Source organism: Cohnella terricola (assembly GCF_007786475.1).
GTDB lineage: Bacteria > Bacillota > Bacilli > Paenibacillales > Paenibacillaceae > Cohnella > Cohnella terricola.
In genome coordinates this window covers 15,567-31,395 of record NZ_VNJJ01000018.1, presented here as the reverse complement: position 1 = coordinate 31,395, position 15,829 = coordinate 15,567, and the positions used below count along the sequence as shown (strand labels likewise).

At 53.4% G+C, this 15,829-nt stretch carries 15 protein-coding genes; 8 read left to right on the top strand and 7 right to left on the bottom strand.

Going from position 1 to position 15,829, the window contains the following annotated elements; translation table 11 throughout:
* The first annotated feature begins 24 nt into the window (after window positions 1–24).
* From FPZ45_RS21875 to FPZ45_RS21865, 3 genes are all read left to right on the top strand, one after another.
* Window positions 25–363, top strand: coding sequence for a DMT family transporter (locus FPZ45_RS21875; RefSeq protein ID WP_144706520.1), 339 nt, complete (start codon window positions 25–27; stop codon window positions 361–363).
* Window positions 363–680 carry a DMT family transporter gene (locus FPZ45_RS21870; protein ID WP_144706609.1) on the top strand — a complete coding sequence of 106 codons (318 nt, stop codon included), beginning with the start codon at window positions 363–365 and terminating at the stop codon, window positions 678–680. Before FPZ45_RS21875 ends, FPZ45_RS21870 begins: the two co-directional genes overlap by 1 nt.
* Before the next feature lie 188 nt (window positions 681–868).
* Window positions 869–1,087 carry a hypothetical protein gene (locus tag FPZ45_RS21865; protein ID WP_144706518.1) on the top strand — a complete coding sequence of 73 codons (219 nt, stop codon included), beginning with the start codon at window positions 869–871 and terminating at the stop codon, window positions 1,085–1,087.
* Here the strand turns inward: FPZ45_RS21865 and FPZ45_RS21860 are convergent.
* The 5 genes from FPZ45_RS21860 to FPZ45_RS21840 form a co-directional block, all read right to left on the bottom strand.
* Complete coding sequence (locus FPZ45_RS21860; RefSeq protein WP_144706516.1) at window positions 1,082–1,645, bottom strand: hypothetical protein; 564 nt, start codon at window positions 1,643–1,645, stop codon at window positions 1,082–1,084. The two genes, FPZ45_RS21865 and FPZ45_RS21860, sit on opposite strands and share 6 nt — an antisense overlap.
* Before the next feature lie 235 nt (window positions 1,646–1,880).
* Entirely contained in the window at window positions 1,881–2,570 is a 690-nt protein-coding gene (locus FPZ45_RS21855) for an SdpI family protein (RefSeq protein ID WP_144706514.1), read from the bottom strand.
* A complete protein-coding gene (locus tag FPZ45_RS21850; protein ID WP_144706512.1) occupies window positions 2,554–2,841 on the bottom strand; it encodes an autorepressor SdpR family transcription factor in 288 nt (95 codons plus the stop codon). The genes FPZ45_RS21855 and FPZ45_RS21850 overlap by 17 nt, the downstream gene beginning before the upstream one ends.
* A 389-nt stretch (window positions 2,842–3,230) precedes the next feature.
* Window positions 3,231–4,340, bottom strand: coding sequence for a TFIIB-type zinc ribbon-containing protein (locus FPZ45_RS21845; RefSeq protein ID WP_144706510.1), 1,110 nt, complete (start codon window positions 4,338–4,340; stop codon window positions 3,231–3,233).
* A gap of 12 nt (window positions 4,341–4,352) precedes the next feature.
* Window positions 4,353–5,375 (bottom strand): SPFH domain-containing protein, encoded by a 1,023-nt coding sequence (locus tag FPZ45_RS21840; RefSeq protein WP_144706508.1) that lies wholly within the window; start codon window positions 5,373–5,375, stop codon window positions 4,353–4,355.
* A 274-nt stretch (window positions 5,376–5,649) separates the two neighbouring features.
* Here FPZ45_RS21840 and uvrB point away from each other — a divergent pair, with 274 nt between their 5' ends.
* The 3 genes from uvrB to uvrA all read left to right on the top strand — a co-directional run bounded on the left by uvrB (window position 5,650) and on the right by uvrA (window position 11,805).
* A complete protein-coding gene (gene uvrB, locus FPZ45_RS21835) occupies window positions 5,650–7,650 on the top strand; it encodes an excinuclease ABC subunit UvrB (protein ID WP_144706506.1) in 2,001 nt (666 codons plus the stop codon).
* A 177-nt stretch (window positions 7,651–7,827) separates the two neighbouring features.
* Window positions 7,828–8,811: a diaminopimelate dehydrogenase gene (locus FPZ45_RS21830; protein WP_144706504.1), complete on the top strand. Its 984-nt coding sequence runs from the start codon at window positions 7,828–7,830 to the stop codon at window positions 8,809–8,811.
* A 135-nt stretch (window positions 8,812–8,946) separates the two neighbouring features.
* Window positions 8,947–11,805 carry an excinuclease ABC subunit UvrA gene (uvrA, locus tag FPZ45_RS21825; RefSeq protein WP_144706502.1) on the top strand — a complete coding sequence of 953 codons (2,859 nt, stop codon included), beginning with the start codon at window positions 8,947–8,949 and terminating at the stop codon, window positions 11,803–11,805.
* A 56-nt stretch (window positions 11,806–11,861) separates the two neighbouring features.
* Here uvrA and FPZ45_RS21820 read toward each other — a convergent pair whose 3' ends face one another.
* Complete coding sequence (locus FPZ45_RS21820) at window positions 11,862–12,407, bottom strand: hypothetical protein (RefSeq protein WP_144706500.1); 546 nt, start codon at window positions 12,405–12,407, stop codon at window positions 11,862–11,864.
* 72 nt (window positions 12,408–12,479) lie between these two features.
* Entirely contained in the window at window positions 12,480–12,632 is a 153-nt protein-coding gene (locus FPZ45_RS25445; RefSeq protein ID WP_186438509.1) for a hypothetical protein, read from the bottom strand.
* A 247-nt stretch (window positions 12,633–12,879) separates the two neighbouring features.
* Between FPZ45_RS25445 and FPZ45_RS21815 the strand changes: the two genes are divergently transcribed.
* Window positions 12,880–13,089, top strand: a complete 210-nt coding sequence (locus FPZ45_RS21815) for a hypothetical protein (RefSeq protein WP_144706498.1) — start codon at window positions 12,880–12,882, stop codon at window positions 13,087–13,089.
* Window positions 13,090–13,239: 150 nt separating this feature from the next.
* Window positions 13,240–15,765, top strand: a complete 2,526-nt coding sequence (locus FPZ45_RS21810) for a U32 family peptidase (RefSeq protein WP_144706496.1) — start codon at window positions 13,240–13,242, stop codon at window positions 15,763–15,765.
* Window positions 15,766–15,829: the final 64 nt, after the last annotated feature.

Here is a 15,829-nt window from a genome sequence, read left to right as displayed (position 1 = left end):
ACATACAAACGGAGGTGCAGTGGAATGAATCGTTCATGGGGGTTGCTTATCGCCGCGGGAGTATGCGAGGTCGGCTGGGTATCCGGGTTGAAGCATGCTTCGAACGCGGGAGAATGGGTGCTGACCGCGCTCGGCATTTTGCTCAGCTTCGCCGGGTTGATCTACGTTTCCCGTTTTCTTCCGGTCGGAACGACCTATGCTGTGTTTACGGGGATCGGTGCGGCGGGAACGGTAATGGCGGAATTTCTATTTTTCAGCGTTCCGTTGAACGCGGGGAAGCTGATCCTGGTAGTGGTCCTGATCGTCGGGATCGCCGGTTTGAAAATCACATCGGAAGTCGAGAAGAAGGAGGCGAGAGAATGATGGCATGGATTGCGCTTCTATTGGCGGGATCGTTCGAGGTTGTCGGAGTACTGGGAATGAATCGTTTAAAAGAGAAAAAAGACGTCACGAGTGTGCTGCTGCTCGTTCTCGGCTTTATCGCCAGTTTCTCTCTGCTGTCGTTCGCCATGAAATCCATCTCCATGGGGACGGCCTATGCGATTTGGACCGCAATCGGAACGGTCGGCGGAACTCTCGTTGGCATGCTGTTTTACGGAGAGTCCCGCCAAGTCCGCCGGATCTTTTTCCTGGCTTTGGTCGTCGGCGCGGTGATCGGCCTTAAAGTAATCGGGAACTAATTTTTAAAACAAATCAGAAAGCATAAACCCCCTGACGGTTTATCTTAAAACTTATTAGAAAGGGATGATTAGTGATGAAAAACATCATACTTCTGCTTTGTGGGGTGCTCGTAGAGAACAAGTAAGATGAAAAACATCGCTATAGGAGTGTGCCAACCACTATTTGTTCGATTCCTGGGTGATTAGCGATGAAAAACATCATACTTTCGCCTAGAGGGGCGCCGGTGGGGAGCAAGTACGATGAAAAACATCGCTACAGGAGCATGCCAGCCACTTTCTTGACGGATTCGGATATCCAATTTTACCGCGAGTTCGTTCAGAACGTGGCATTAAGACAAGTCGAGAAACGGTTGGCTTTATCGGGCTTGCCGGAACAGGGTTACTCTCACGCGAAGTGGATTTTATAACAGTATCATCGCCCATTTGAGATCCGAAATAAAGATTCTGTTTGCTCCCTCATCGTTAAAAACAAAAGATATCATGTAAGTGGATTCCTTAGCATCGGGTACCTTTAAGTTTTCCACAGATACAGAATCAAGATATTTCTTCTTTGTATTGTCATAGAAGTAATCGAGATAGTATGTAGCCTTATCGATGCCGTATTTTTCTCCGTAAAGTTCTTTGACTTTTTCTTTGGTAGTGCCGACCACGGCACCGCGAGCTGTTTTGAAGACACCTTTCGACTCCTCATTTAACCAGATCGCAGCTGCGATTTCGTCTCGATATCCAACAGATACCCCAAAATCATATTCAACGATCCCTAAACCTTTTTTGACGCCATCACCTATAACTTTTTCGATCGAATCTTTACTGTCTCCATAGCACACTTTTTTCGATGGTTTGTTGACTTTTACAATACATAAGTCTTTTTCTGAAAAAGCATCCTTTTTGAACCCTTCACTACTTGAACAGGCGGAAAGAAGCATGATCATTACTACGAAAATAATACCTAAACCCTTCTTCAAATCTCCATCCCCTTTATTTATATTCCGTCATTTTCTATTCTCCTATTTTGTCGAATGTCCTCCTTCTGAATGAATGAAAGAGATGATCATCAAGGACTACCAGCAGAAGCTGGAAATGTCGACTGCGCGATTGAAAATGTTGCAGGGCCCAGAATACCCCGCATTTTTTGTACCGGGGGGAGCGGTCCGATGTAGAAGAGATAAGCCGGAAACCGGCCTATCTCAATCCATTAAGTTAGCCGTTCGATGCTCGACGATACAACATGTAAGAATAGACCGCGGGGATCAATGCGCTGCCTAAGGCGCTGACCAGAATGACGGCGGCTATCCAGAAGGATGAGACGAACCATGCGCTTACGAACATGATCAAACCGGCCGCGAACCATACGCGCGCTCCCAAGCGGTGGGTGAGACGCCAGTTTTGTTCGTCCATTAGCGCCCACGGCGTACGGATGCCGATGAAGAAGTTGCTCCGGACTTGCCCCATCCGGTTGCCGAGAATCATCCAGAGGACGCCGATTCCTCCGACGACAATATTAATGGTCGGCAGCTTGTAGCCGGCATTGTCCAGAATAATGAGCAGCATGACGGCATGCAAAAACAAGCTGACCGCCCATCGTATTAAGTAGAAATAACCTTCGAAGCGGGAGTAGTTGTTCTTGCGCGGATCTACGAAACGCGTCGCCGTCAGGATTGACGGCAATGCGATGCCGGTTGCGGCGTAAAGCAGCCAGAAGCTCCATTTGGCCATCATGCGGTCTTGCTCCCCATTGATATTGTAATGGGAAGCCATTTGATCAGGAAGCTGATGGTTGAAGACGAGGAACAGGACGATGAACAAGAGCGCATTCGCTCCGAGCAGAGTCCAGTCTTTGCCCGACCAGCCAACTTTGGCGTTGTTATTGTTGTCATCGAGGTTCGTCATGGGAAGTCTCTCCTTTAGTTCCGATCATGCCGAGAAACCAGCCCATGGCTTCTTGCATCACCGAAAGGTTAATAGAGTAAATGATGCTCTGTCCTTGTCTTTCGTCCTGCACCAGTTTGGCTTGCTTGAGAATGTTCAAGTGGTGGGAGATGCTCGGTTTGGAGATGTTAAAATGATCGGCGATATCGCCGGCGGACAGATCCTTTTCCTTCAGAAGTTGCAGAATTTTTCTGCGGGTAGGGTCGGACAGTGCTTTGAACGTGTCATTCATAGGGCGGGTTCCCCCCTTTCATGAAGCGGGTTTATTTTGATGTTTAGACAATTGTCTAAATCTTATATTTAGATAATAAGCTAAATATTAAACTGCGTCAAGAAGGCGTGCTCTAACGGACCTCACAGCCGCTAACTGTCCCATGATCCGCCGTTTGAAAATCTAACGGACGTCACAGTCGCTAATTGCGCAAAAATGGCCGAATTCACTCTTTTTCAGACAAATAAGCGCACTGGTGTCCGTAAGGTTGAAGAAAACCCGGTTTCGACGAAATAGCAGCGCCTACGTCCGTTAGCCCGAGCAAACAATCGGACAATTCTCCACGACGGCGGCAGCAACAAAAAAAGCCGCCCGATTCGGCGATAACCGAATAGCGCGGCTGCGAAGCATTAAGAGAAAAATTCCGGATTGCTCATCAAAAACCAAATCACCAAACCGGCCAGTCCAAGACAGAAAAGCGTGAACAAGGTGATCTTGGCGGCGCTGCGGGGCACATGGCCGGAGACCGTGCCGGTCTGGCCGTTCACCATGTAATAGAATGTTCGTGCTTTATAGTGATAATTGGCGTTCCATACGGGAAGCAGCAAGTGCTTGTAAGTGACATGATCGTACGAAGTTCGGATTCTCAAGTTGCGGATCTCGTCGCCACCGATCCGTCTTTTGATCTCGGCATCGAGTGTGTGGTCGGCTTCTCTTTTCGCACGTTCCCAGCCTTCGTCTCGGGTGACGTTATACAGCTCCGAGATGTAGCCGCTCAAATATTCGGGCTTATAAGCATGGAGCTCGCGAAGTCTGAAGTCGCCGAGCTTCTCCAGCAAATCCTCGTCGTAATGCCCGGAAGCGGGGATGAGAATATCATCGAAGCTTCTGTCGTAATCGCCTCGCGTAGAATGCCAGACGGTATATCGTTCGGTCGTCGTATAGGTTTCCGTTTTGCCGTTCACGACTCTTGTGCGGGTAACGGTCCGGTAATGGTAAACGCCGACCTCGGCGGAGTATACGGAATACGTATCGGTATCATAAGTCCAATAAGGAATATAAATCCCGTTAAGCTGTGAGCTTACGTTCATCTTCTTGAATTCGTTCGGCAGGAACCACCGTTTTTTCTTCCAGGCCGCGAACGAACGTTGCGCCTCGTCTCGGGACAGCTGAAAAGGGATCACCGATTCCGGCCGAATGCTGCGAAATTGCTCTTGAAGCAGCACCTTCGGCGAGCCGCAGAACACGCAGGTCGACGTCGTCTGGCCCGCCGGGATCAGCGTTTCCCCGCCGCAAGCTTCGCAGTGGATCGCTTGCTGCTCCGTCCCCCAGTCCCGCAAACTATCCAAATCTTCGTCGCGGTCGTCGAGGGGATGCTCGACCGGTTCGTTCATGACATCGTCGATCGGCTGCTCCGAGGCGCAATATTGACACTTCAAATGTTGGCTTCCCGCATCGAAGACCATGGGGCCACCGCAGCTTGCGCACGGAAAACGGATTGCCGTAGATGGGTTGGTCATATGCGCCTCCGCCTAAATTTTACTCCCGCACTCGGAGCAGAATTTGACGTTCTCGGCCAACTTGCTGCCGCACTCGGAGCAGAATTTTTTGCTCCCGCCCGAAGGCTGCGAGGTAGAGCCTCCCTCCTGCGCAGAAGCTTGAGCTGCACTCTGCTGAGGCTCGGCGCCCTTGCCGTTCATTTGGCTGAACATTTGCCCCATCATCTGACCCATCGCCATGCCGGCGCCGAGTCCGGCTCCCGTCCCCGCCGCGCCGCCGTCCGGGTTGTTCGCCGCTTCGCGAATCGCTTCCGCCGTCTGATACTTCATATAATTGTCGAGATTGCCGGCGATGTTCATCGACGATTTGCGGTCGATCATTTGCTCGACTTCTGCCGGAAGCGAGATGTTCTCGATCGTCAAGCTCGTCAGCGACAGGCCGATCGCCGAGAAACGGTCCTGCAACTTATCGACGGCAAGCCGGCTGAGCTCGTTGTACGAGCTGGCCAGATCCGCGACGGGGATTTTCGCTTCGCCGATCAGGTCGCTGATGCCCGAGACTACGGCGGACTTCAGGAAGCCGGAAATGCCATCTGTCGTAAATACCTGTTTCGTGCCGAAAATATCTTTAAGAAACACAACCGGATCGTGAATTCGGAACGAATAATTGCCGAAGCCGCGCATGCGGATAATGCCGAATTCCGGATCTCGCATGATGACGGGATTGGTCGTGCCCCACTTATGATCGGTGAAATTCGTCATATTCAGGAAATATACATCCGCTTTAAAAGGCGAATTGAAGCCGTATTTCCAAGAGTTCAATGTGGTGAGAACCGGCAGGTTCTGCGTGCTGAGCGTATGCGTTCCCGGCCCGAATACGTCGGCGATCTGGCCTTCGTTTACGAATATGGCGGTTTGCGACTCGCGGACGACAAGCTTGGCGCCCATCTTGATCGCATGATCGTATGCGGGAAAACGATAGACGAGTGCACCCGTATCGTCCATCCATTCGATAACCTCGATAAACTGTCCTTTAATGAAATCAAACAAACCCATACTCTGCGCTCCAGTCTGCCGCCGTCCCCGTATCAGGGGCGGAGAAGCTTTTTTTCTATCATATCAGAAAAAGACCGGCGTCAGCGCAATTCCGCAAATTTCGACGCACGATATTACGCCCTATTTTCCGCCCTCGGCCGCCTCTGTCCCTTTTGACGCTGACCCTTCAAATCGATATAATGAACGGGAACACACATTCTGATGACGGAACGAAGAACGAACGGAATCCGCAAGTTCCGGGATCGTTCGCGATTAAGGAAAGGGGAGATCACGATTGGCAGTATCGGACGTGGAAAATAAACCGTTTAAGCTCGTGTCAGAGTATACGCCTTCGGGCGACCAACCGGGCGCGATCACGCAGCTGTCTGAAGGAATTGTCGGCGGTAAGCGACATCAGACGCTGCTCGGGGCGACAGGCACGGGGAAAACGTTCACGATCGCGCAGACGATCGCCAAGGTGAACAAGCCGACGCTGATCATCGCGCACAACAAGACGTTGGCGATGCAACTTTGCAGCGAGTTCAAGGAATTTTTTCCGGAGAACTCGGTTGAGTACTTCGTCAGTTACTACGATTATTATCAGCCGGAGGCTTATATTCCTTCGACCGACACCTATATCGAGAAAGATTCGAGCATCAACGACGAAATCGATAAAATGCGGCACTCATCGACCGCTTCACTGTTCGAGAGAAGAGACGTCATTATCGTCGCCAGCGTGTCCTGCATCTACGGTCTCGGTTCACCGGAAGAGTATCGCGATTTGCGACTTAGCCTGAGGGTAGGCATGGAGAAGTCAAGAAACGCTATTCTACACAAGCTGATCGACATTCAATACGAGCGCAATGACCTCAACTTCGTGCGGGGCACGTTCCGCGTGCGCGGAGACGTCATCGAGATTTTCCCGGTGTCCCGGGGGGATTCGGCGATTCGCATTGAGATGTTCGGGGACGAGATCGAGCGGATAACGGAGATCGACGTGCTGACGGGCGAGATTACGGGAGAACGGGACCATGTCGTCATATTCCCGGGATCTCACTTCGTCACCGGCGAAGAAAAAATGAAGCGGGCCTTGGTGAATATCGAGCGCGAGCTAGAGGAACGGCTGGTCGAATTAAGAGAAGCTGGCAAATTGCTCGAGGCGCAACGGCTGGAGCAGCGTACCCGCTACGATCTGGAGATGATGGCGGAGATGGGGTTCTGCTCCGGCATCGAGAACTATTCGGGTCCGATGACATTCAGGGAACGCGGAGCGACCCCTTACACGCTAATGGACTTTTTCCCGGACGACTACCTCGTCGTCATTGACGAGTCGCACGTAACGCTGCCGCAGCTGCGCGCCATGTATAACGGTGACCAAGCGCGCAAGACGGTGCTTGTCGACCACGGTTTCCGGCTGCCATCGGCCAAGGACAACCGGCCATTGCGATTCGAGGAGTTTGAGGGGAAAGCGAAGCAGCTCGTCTACGTATCCGCGACGCCTGGTCCTTACGAGCTCGAGCATTGCCCGACCGTCGTCGAACAGATCATCCGTCCGACCGGCTTGCTCGATCCCGTGATCGAGATTCGCCCGACGAAAGGCCAGATCGACGACCTGCTCGGGGAGATCCGCGATCGCATCGCCAAAGACGAAAGGGTGCTCGTCACGACCTTGACCAAGAAAATGTCCGAGGACTTGACCGATTATGTGAAGGAAGTCGGCATTAAAGTACGCTATTTGCACTCGGACATTAAGACGTTGGAGCGGATGGCGATCCTGCGCGATCTGCGGCTAGGCGTATTCGACGTCCTCGTCGGGATCAACTTGCTCCGGGAAGGGCTCGATCTGCCGGAGGTCAGCCTGGTGGCGATTCTAGACGCGGACAAGGAAGGATTCCTTCGTTCCGAGCGTTCGCTCATTCAGACGATCGGCCGGGCGGCCCGGAACGCGGGCGGCCGTGTCATTATGTACGGCGACCGGATGACGGAATCGATGGAGAAGGCGATCGGGGAGACCGAGCGCCGCCGGACCATCCAGATCGCGTTCAACGAGAAGCACGGCATTACTCCGCAAACCATCGTTAAGCGGGTGAGAGATCTGATTGAAGCGACGAAAGCGGTCGAGTCGAAGAGCACGTTCCTGTCCGGAGCGGAAGATCTGAGCAAGCTCTCGAAGAAGGATCGCGCTTCCGTGATCGAACGTTTAGAGTTCGAGATGAAGGAAGCGGCGAAGAGCCTGCAATTCGAGCGCGCCGCCGAGCTGAGGGACGCTCTGCTTGAGCTGAAAGCGAGCATGTGAGCCGGGTCGATTTATATTATTTCAACTAATCTTTACATTATTTCGCAGAGTCCGCTTTTTCCCTTTCGCCTATTGATGTAAAATGGTTGAGTGTTAAAAATGCTCGGGTTACCGATAATTATAGGTCGCATGGATGAATGCGATAGCTGCTGCACATGACTGGGAGGAAGATTACAAGTGAGCAAAACGATTTCGATTGGCATTGTAGGTTACGGCAACTTGGGACGCGGCGTTGAAGCCGCGATTCGCCAAAATCCGGACATGAAGCTGGAAGCGATTTTCACCCGCCGCGATCCAGGCTCCATCACATCCGGCACCCCGATGGTATCCATCGCGAACATCGAACAGTACAAAGGAAAGATCGACGTCATGATCCTGTGCGGCGGTTCCGCCAAGGACTTGCCGGAGCAGGGGCCGTCACTGTCCAAACATTTCAACACCGTGGACAGCTTCGATACCCATGCCTTGATTCCTGAATATTTCGGTAAAGTAGACGATGCCGCGCAATCGGGCGGTCATGTCAGCGTCATCTCCACCGGATGGGATCCGGGCTTGTTCTCCTTGAACCGTTTGCTCGCGGAAGCGGTACTGCCGGAAGGCAAGGAATACACGTTCTGGGGCAAAGGCGTCAGCCAAGGACACTCCGACGCGATTCGCCGCGTGAGCGGGGTCAAGAACGGAATCCAATACACCATTCCCCGCGAAGAAGCGGTGGAGCGCGTGCGCGGCGGAAGCAACCCGGAGCTGACGACACGAGAGAAACATCTTCGCGAGTGCTTCGTCGTGCTGGAAGAAGGCGCGAACGCGGAAGCGGTGGCCAGCGAAATCAAGAACATGCCGAACTACTTCGCGGACTACGAGACAATCGTTCATTTCGTAAGCGAAGAAACGCTGCGCGCGGAGCACTCCAGCATGCCTCACGGAGGTAATGTTATCCGCACCGGTAAAACGGGGCTGGACAAAGAGAACACGCAGCTGATCGAATTCAGCCTGAAGCTCGACAGCAATCCGGAATTTACGGCCAGCGTTCTGGTCGCTTACGCTCGCGCGGCTTACCGTCTGGCTCAAACCGGACAAACTGGCGCGAAAACGGTATTCGATGTGCCTTACGGCTTGCTCTCGCCGAAATCGCCGGAGCAGCTTCGCAAAGAGCTTCTGTAAGTTTTTACAAATCATTTGCATGACCGGCCGCAGTTCGGTATAATGAACGGGAACACACATTCCTATTTGGTGTGCGACTGCGGCCGGCATTCATGAGATAAGCCCCCGCTTTGTCGCGAAAGGGGCTTTTTCGTTTTGGCTAACGAGAAGATTGTCATCAAGGGCGCCCGCGCCCATAACTTGAAGAATATTGACGTCACCATTCCGCGCGATAAGTTCGTCGTGCTAACGGGATTGTCCGGATCGGGCAAATCCTCGCTCGCGTTCGATACGATCTATGCCGAAGGGCAGCGCAGGTATGTGGAATCGTTGTCCGCCTACGCCCGCCAGTTCTTGGGCCAGATGGACAAACCGGACGTCGATTCCATCGACGGGCTGTCGCCTGCGATCTCGATCGACCAGAAGACGACGAGCCGCAACCCGCGTTCCACCGTCGGCACGGTTACCGAGATCTATGACTACTTGCGTCTGATGTTCGCCAGAGTCGGGAAACCGCATTGCCCGGAACACGGTATCGAGATTACATCGCAGACGGTCGAGCAGATGGTGGACCGGATTATGGAATATCCGGAGCGCACCCGTCTGCAGATTCTCGCGCCCGTCGTATCGGGCCGCAAGGGCGAACATACGAAGCTTCTGGCCGACATTCAGAAGCAGGGCTTCGTACGCGTACGCGTCAACGGCGAAATCCGCGATCTGTCCGAGAAGATCGAACTGGAGAAGAACAAGAAGCATTCGATCGAAGTTGTCGTCGACCGGATCGTCGTGAAGGATGACGTGCAGACGAGGCTCGCTGACTCTTTGGAGATTGCGCTTAAGCTATCCGGGGGGCAAGTTCTCGTCGATATTATCGATAAAGAAGAACTCATGTTCAATTCAAATCTGGCGTGCCCCGAATGCGGCTTCTCCATAGATGAGCTCGCTCCGCGAATGTTCTCGTTCAACTCTCCTTACGGAGCTTGCCCAGAATGCGACGGGCTCGGCGTCAAAATGATCGTCGACCCCGACTTGCTCGTCTCGGATCGCTCCAAGAGCATCGATGAAGGCGCGTTCGAAGCTTGGGCGGGAAGCACGTCCAACTACTATCCGCAATTTCTGGCCGCCGTGTGCGCCCATTACGGCATTCCGACCGACGTACCCGTAGAGCAGCTTAACGACAAACAGATGCAGGTGATTCTGTACGGTACGGGAGGGGAGCGGATCCGCTTCCGCTACGAGAACGAATTCGGCCATACGCGGGATGCGCAGGTTCCTTTCGAAGGGATCGTTAACAATCTGGAACGCAGATATCGGGATACAGGCTCCGAAGGCATTCGCGAGTTCATCGAAGTGTACATGTCCGCGAAACCATGCGGCAAGTGCCGCGGGCAACGCCTGAAGAAGGAAGTGCTGGCGGTTACGATAGGAAGCCAGAACATCGCCCACGTCACTTCGCTCTCGATCGGGGAAGCGCAGCGCTTCTTCACCGGATTGGAACTGACCGAGAAGGAACAATCGATCGCGAACCTGATCCTTAAGGAGATTAATAACCGGCTTGGTTTCCTCGTGAACGTGGGCCTTGAATATTTGACGCTTTCTCGCGCAGCCGGAACGCTGTCCGGCGGCGAGGCACAGCGGATCAGGCTTGCAACGCAGATCGGCTCCAGTCTAATGGGCGTTCTATATATCCTGGACGAGCCAAGCATCGGCCTGCATCAGCGGGATAACGATCGTCTGATCCAGACGCTTAGCCATATGCGCGACTTGGGCAATACGTTGATCGTCGTCGAACACGATGAAGACACGATGATTGCTGCCGATTGGATTATCGATATCGGACCGGGAGCGGGCAAGCATGGTGGAACTGTCATTGCTGAGGGCACACCAAAGCAGATTATGGCGGACGAGAAGTCTCTTACTGGCGCGTACCTGAGCGGACGTAAGTTTATTCCCGTTCCGCTGGAACGACGCAAGCCCAACGGCAAGTGGATCGAGATCAAAGGCGCCAAAGAAAACAATCTCAAAAACTTGAACGCGAAGTTTCCTCTAGGCGTCTTTACCGCGGTTACTGGCGTATCGGGCTCGGGCAAGTCAACGCTCGTCAACGAGATCCTGTATAAGACGTTGGCGCGCGATCTGAACAGAGCAAAGACTCGGCCCGGCGCTTATAAAGAGATCAACGGCTTGGAGCACTTGGAGAAGGTCATCGACATTGATCAATCTCCGATCGGTCGTACGCCGCGATCCAATCCGGCTACGTATACCGGCGTATTCGACGATATCCGGGACGTGTTCGCGATGACGAACGAGTCCAAGGTGCGGGGCTACAAGAAAGGCCGGTTCAGCTTTAACGTCAAAGGCGGACGCTGCGAAGCGTGCAAGGGCGACGGCATCATCAAGATCGAGATGCACTTCCTGCCGGACGTTTACGTACCGTGCGAGATTTGCAAAGGCAATCGTTATAATCGCGAGACGCTCGAAGTCAAATACAAAGGCAAGAGCATTGCCGAAGTGTTGGCGATGACGATCGAGGATGCGACCGAGTTTTTCGTCAACATTCCGAAGATTCACAGAAAGCTGCAGACCCTGATGGACGTCGGACTTGGTTACATGGATTTGGGTCAGCCGGCGACGACGCTGTCTGGTGGCGAAGCACAGCGCGTGAAGCTCGCGGCGGAGCTTTACCGCCGCAGCACCGGGAAGACGCTCTATATCCTGGACGAACCGACGACGGGGCTTCACGTCGACGATATCGACCGGCTGCTGCAAGTGCTGCATCGCCTAGTCGATTCCGGGGAGAGCGTGCTCGTCATTGAGCATAACCTCGACGTCATCAAGACCGCTGACTATCTCGTCGATCTGGGTCCTGAAGGCGGAAGCGGCGGCGGGACGATCGTCGCGACCGGCTCGCCGGAGGACGTGGCCAAGGTTGAGAAGTCGTACACCGGCAAGTACCTCGGACCGATTCTCGAAAGAGATCGCACCCGGACAGAGGCGTCGCTGGCTAAAGCCTAAGTTGTCCATTAAAAAAGACGAATCCAGCTTCTTGAAGAAGAAGGATTCGTCTTTTTTTATTCGTCGGCGAAAAGATGCGACTGTTGTGTCGGAGCCATAAGCATAATCAACTGCTTCTGCAGTTTGATGATATTTTGCTGCTTCTCGACGATCTGCCTTTTTTGCTTGATGATCGTTTGCAGATCTCCTTTAGCGGAGCTCCACTCTTTCTTGGCCGCGTGGTCATGGAAGCTCTGCCAAGCGTCTTGCTTGAGATCGCGCAGATTGTGCATTTCATCGCGCGAAATTCTCATTTTATCGATCAGCTGTTTTGCCGGTTTTTTGAGCGTTTTGCGCTTTTCCGTCGTCAGAGCTTTGCGCGCTTCCTTGATTTGCTCGTTCTGCGACTTCATCTGTTCGAATAGGCTCTTCTGATCCGCTCTGATCTGATCGAGTTCGGTTTTCAGCGCTTGGAAGTCGGCAGGCAGCGCGCTCCAATCGATTTGCGGCTTAGATTGTTCATGGTGATGGTGGTGATGCTCACCCGGGTGGGCCGCGGCCAGAGCCGGAGTGGACATCGTTAGCGCGCCTAATGCGAGCAGAGCAAATAGTCTGCGTGTCATGGAAAGTTCCTCCCAGAAGATGGATTCTCTTCTAGTATGGACAATATGACGCGATCCATTCTTGCGCGGCGGTTAAGAGTCGGAGCTATCGTTGGCTTCGTGCGCCTCGTAAGCAATCAAGCTGATCGTGTGACCGGCCTTATCGGACATACGCTGCTCCATTTTCCTGATTTCCTCGAGTTCTTCCGGATCCAACGTTGCGAGCGAATACCGAGGTTGAACCATTAAAGACACCTACCTTAATATGAATGTTGTTAATTATTATGGAGCGAAAAGCGACGCTTCAATCAGGAATTGCCGAATACAGGAATATGAAACGGCGAAATACGGATACTATCGGTAACCCTTCTTCGATCGTTGCCAATGTGTGACAAAGTTGTTACGACCGCAACTTCGGACTTGCAAGCAAGGCGTTTGGAAGCTAACATATATAAAGATGGGTTCATTAGGTCAGATAAAGGAGGTCCCCTTTATGTTTCTAGCCGATGCGGCAACTGAGGCTGTAGAGAGCACATACTCGCATTTCGATATTTTCATGGTGATATTCACGGTCCTAATTGCAATCGGATTAGTGCGTCTGTTACTGCAGAGGCCTCGCAAAAACGTGTTTGCGATCGGATTTTCTACGGTTGCGCTTCTTGTTTTCCTTGTTGCGGATTACAAGATGATCAGCGGTTGGTAAATCGAATAATACGTTACATAGAACGAGCCTGGGCTTTGCCCGAGGCTTGTTTTTATTTTGGAAAACCCTAATTCTTGACCTGGCTATCCGTTCACGCAATAATGAGAACAGCGATTGCCGCGCGTCAGACGCGGCTTGGAGGTATGCATAATGAAAGAAAAGAGCGCCTTACGGCGTGAAGATATTGAGATGCTCGCGCCAGCGGGCGATTGGGAATGCTTGCGGGCAGCGGTAGCCAACGGAGCCGATGCGGTGTTTTTCGGCGTAGAGAAGTTTAACGCGCGGGCGCGGGCGCACAATTTCCAGACGCCCGAGCTGCCGGAAATTATGGCGTTCCTGCATAAGTACGGCGTGAAAGGGTTTCTTACCTTTAATATACTAGTATTCGAGGACGAGCTTCCGGAGGCTCGCAAGCTGATCGAAGCTTGTATCGACGCCGGCGTGGACGCGGTGATCGTGCAGGATTTGGGACTTGTGAAAATGATCCGCGAGATTTCCCCGGACTTCCCGATCCACGGCTCCACGCAGATGACGATCACGTCCCCCGAAGCGGTCGAGTTCACGAAGCCGTTCGCGATGGAGAGGGTCGTACTCGGACGGGAGAATAACCTTAAACAAATTCAGAAAATCGGTGAGCAGGCGAAGCTGCCGATGGAAGTATTCGTGCATGGCGCGCTTTGCGTCTCTTACTCGGGGCAATGCTTAACCTCGGAAGTATGGGGAGGCCGTTCCGCCAATCGGGGAGAATGCGCGCAGGCTTGCCGTCTGCCGTATGATCTGATGGTGGATGGCGTGCATCAGCCGATGGGCGATATTGCTTACTTGCTGTCGCCGAAGGATTTGGCGGCGATCGATATCGTGCCGGAGCTGATAGAGGCGGGCGTAACGTCTTTCAAGATCGAGGGCCGTCTGAAGAGCCCGGAATACGTGGCGAATGTCGTCAGCAAATATACCAAAGAGATCGATAAATATTTCGAGGGTGACGAGTCAGGACCTTCTAAGGACGAAGTCCGGGAATTGCAGCAAAGCTTCTCGCGCGGCTTTACGCACGGCTTCTTGGATGGAACGAACAATAAGAAGCTTGTGGAAGGTACGTTCCCGAAGAGCCGCGGCGTATACTTGGGCCGAGTGGAGAAAATTCTTCGCGATGCGGTCATATGCAAACTGGAAGCTCCGCTGAAGCGCGGCGACGGTATCGTATTCGACGCCGGCGATCCGACGAAGAAGGAAGAAGGCGGGCGGGTGTACGACGTTCGCGTGTCGGGGACGAAGCTGGAGGGCGAAGCGTCGGAAGGTTCACGAATCGAAATCGTTCCTGGGCGCAACGACATCGACCTGAATCGGGTTCATGAAGGCGATCGGATCTGGAAGACGAGCGATCCCGCTCTGGATCGACGGTTGCGCGCCAGCTTCGAGACGGAGAAGCCATATCGGACGTTCCCGCTCGCCGTATCCGTGTTCGGCCAGGAAGGCGTTCCTCTGCGGACGATCTGGACGGACGTCGGGAAAGGAACGACGCTGGCCGTGGAGTCGGAGATGCTTCTTGAGCGAGCGGAGAAACGACCGCTTGGCCACGAAGTGCTCGGAGAGCAGCTTGGCCGCTTGGGCGGAACGCTCTACTACCTGGATCAACTGGAAGTATCTCTGAAGGGCGACGTTATCGTTCCTAAGAGCGAGCTTAACCGGATACGGCGCGAGGCCGCCGAGAAGCTGGAAGCGATGCGCGAGCTGCCGCCGAAGTATGTCAAACGACAAATCGACGAGTTCGCGGACGCCTTCGATTCCGATACAGTGGACGTAAGCGTGCGGTCAAGCGAAGTGAAGCTGAAGGCGCTGTGCAGGACGCTCGAGCAGGTGAAGGCGGTCGTCAAGACGGAAGTCGAGCTGATCTATGCGGACTTCGAATTTATCAAGCAGTTCCCTGACGCGATTCAAGCGTGCCGCGAGGCGGGCAAGCGGATTGCGCTCGTTACTCCGCGCATTCATATGCCGGGCGAGAACGGGTACCATCGCAACATTCTGAATCTGAAGCCGGATGCGGTGCTCGTGCGCAATACGGGGGCTTTGTACTATTACTTGCGCGAACGGATGGAGAAGCCGGACGAACAGCATCCGATGCTGATCGGTGATTTCTCGCTGAACGTGGCGAACCACAAAACGGTTAATCTTTTCCGCGAAGCGGGCCTGGATTGGGTGACGCCATCGTACGATCTGAACATTCAGCAGATGGTCGACATGCTGCGACGCGCAGATACTTCCCGCCTGGAGATGGTCATTCATCAGCATATGCCGATGTTCCATACCGAGCATTGCGTCTACTGCACGTTCATGAGCGAAGGTACCAATTACACGAACTGCGGCCGACCGTGCGAGGAGAAACGGGCGTCGCTGCAGGACCGAATCGGCATGTCGCATCCCGTGCGCGTCGACGAAGGCTGCCGCAACACGGTGTATAACGCGATCGAACAGTCAGGAGCCGAATACTTGGGCCTGTTCATGGAACTGGGCGTTCGTTCCTATCGTGTCGAGTTTCTCGAGGAGAGCGCGGACAAGGTCCGCGAGGTGCTTACGCTGTATCGCGCGGCGATTGACGGGAAGATTGACGGAACCGACGTGTGGCGTAAACTCAAGGCGACCAATCAACTGGGAGTTACGCGCGGGCAGTTGGTAAAATAAATTAAGTTAAGAGGCTCCGTATTCTGCTATTCAAGCGGGATGCGGAGTTTTTTTAATTCACAGT

Coding starts and splice junctions, on each gene's coding strand:
- FPZ45_RS21875 (WP_144706520.1), top strand. CDS start 25: ATGAATCGTTCATGGGGGTTGCTTATCGCCGCGGGAGTATGCGAGGTC.
- FPZ45_RS21810 (WP_144706496.1), top strand. CDS start 13,240: ATGAAAGAAAAGAGCGCCTTACGGCGTGAAGATATTGAGATGCTCGCG.
- FPZ45_RS25445 (WP_186438509.1), bottom strand. CDS start 12,632: ATGGTTCAACCTCGGTATTCGCTCGCAACGTTGGATCCGGAAGAACTC.
- FPZ45_RS21850 (WP_144706512.1), bottom strand. CDS start 2,841: ATGAATGACACGTTCAAAGCACTGTCCGACCCTACCCGCAGAAAAATT.
- FPZ45_RS21815 (WP_144706498.1), top strand. CDS start 12,880: ATGTTTCTAGCCGATGCGGCAACTGAGGCTGTAGAGAGCACATACTCG.
- FPZ45_RS21865 (WP_144706518.1), top strand. CDS start 869: ATGAAAAACATCATACTTTCGCCTAGAGGGGCGCCGGTGGGGAGCAAG.
- FPZ45_RS21855 (WP_144706514.1), bottom strand. CDS start 2,570: ATGACGAACCTCGATGACAACAATAACAACGCCAAAGTTGGCTGGTCG.
- FPZ45_RS21820 (WP_144706500.1), bottom strand. CDS start 12,407: ATGACACGCAGACTATTTGCTCTGCTCGCATTAGGCGCGCTAACGATG.
- FPZ45_RS21840 (WP_144706508.1), bottom strand. CDS start 5,375: ATGGGTTTGTTTGATTTCATTAAAGGACAGTTTATCGAGGTTATCGAA.
- FPZ45_RS21870 (WP_144706609.1), top strand. CDS start 363: ATGGCATGGATTGCGCTTCTATTGGCGGGATCGTTCGAGGTTGTCGGA.
- FPZ45_RS21845 (WP_144706510.1), bottom strand. CDS start 4,340: ATGACCAACCCATCTACGGCAATCCGTTTTCCGTGCGCAAGCTGCGGT.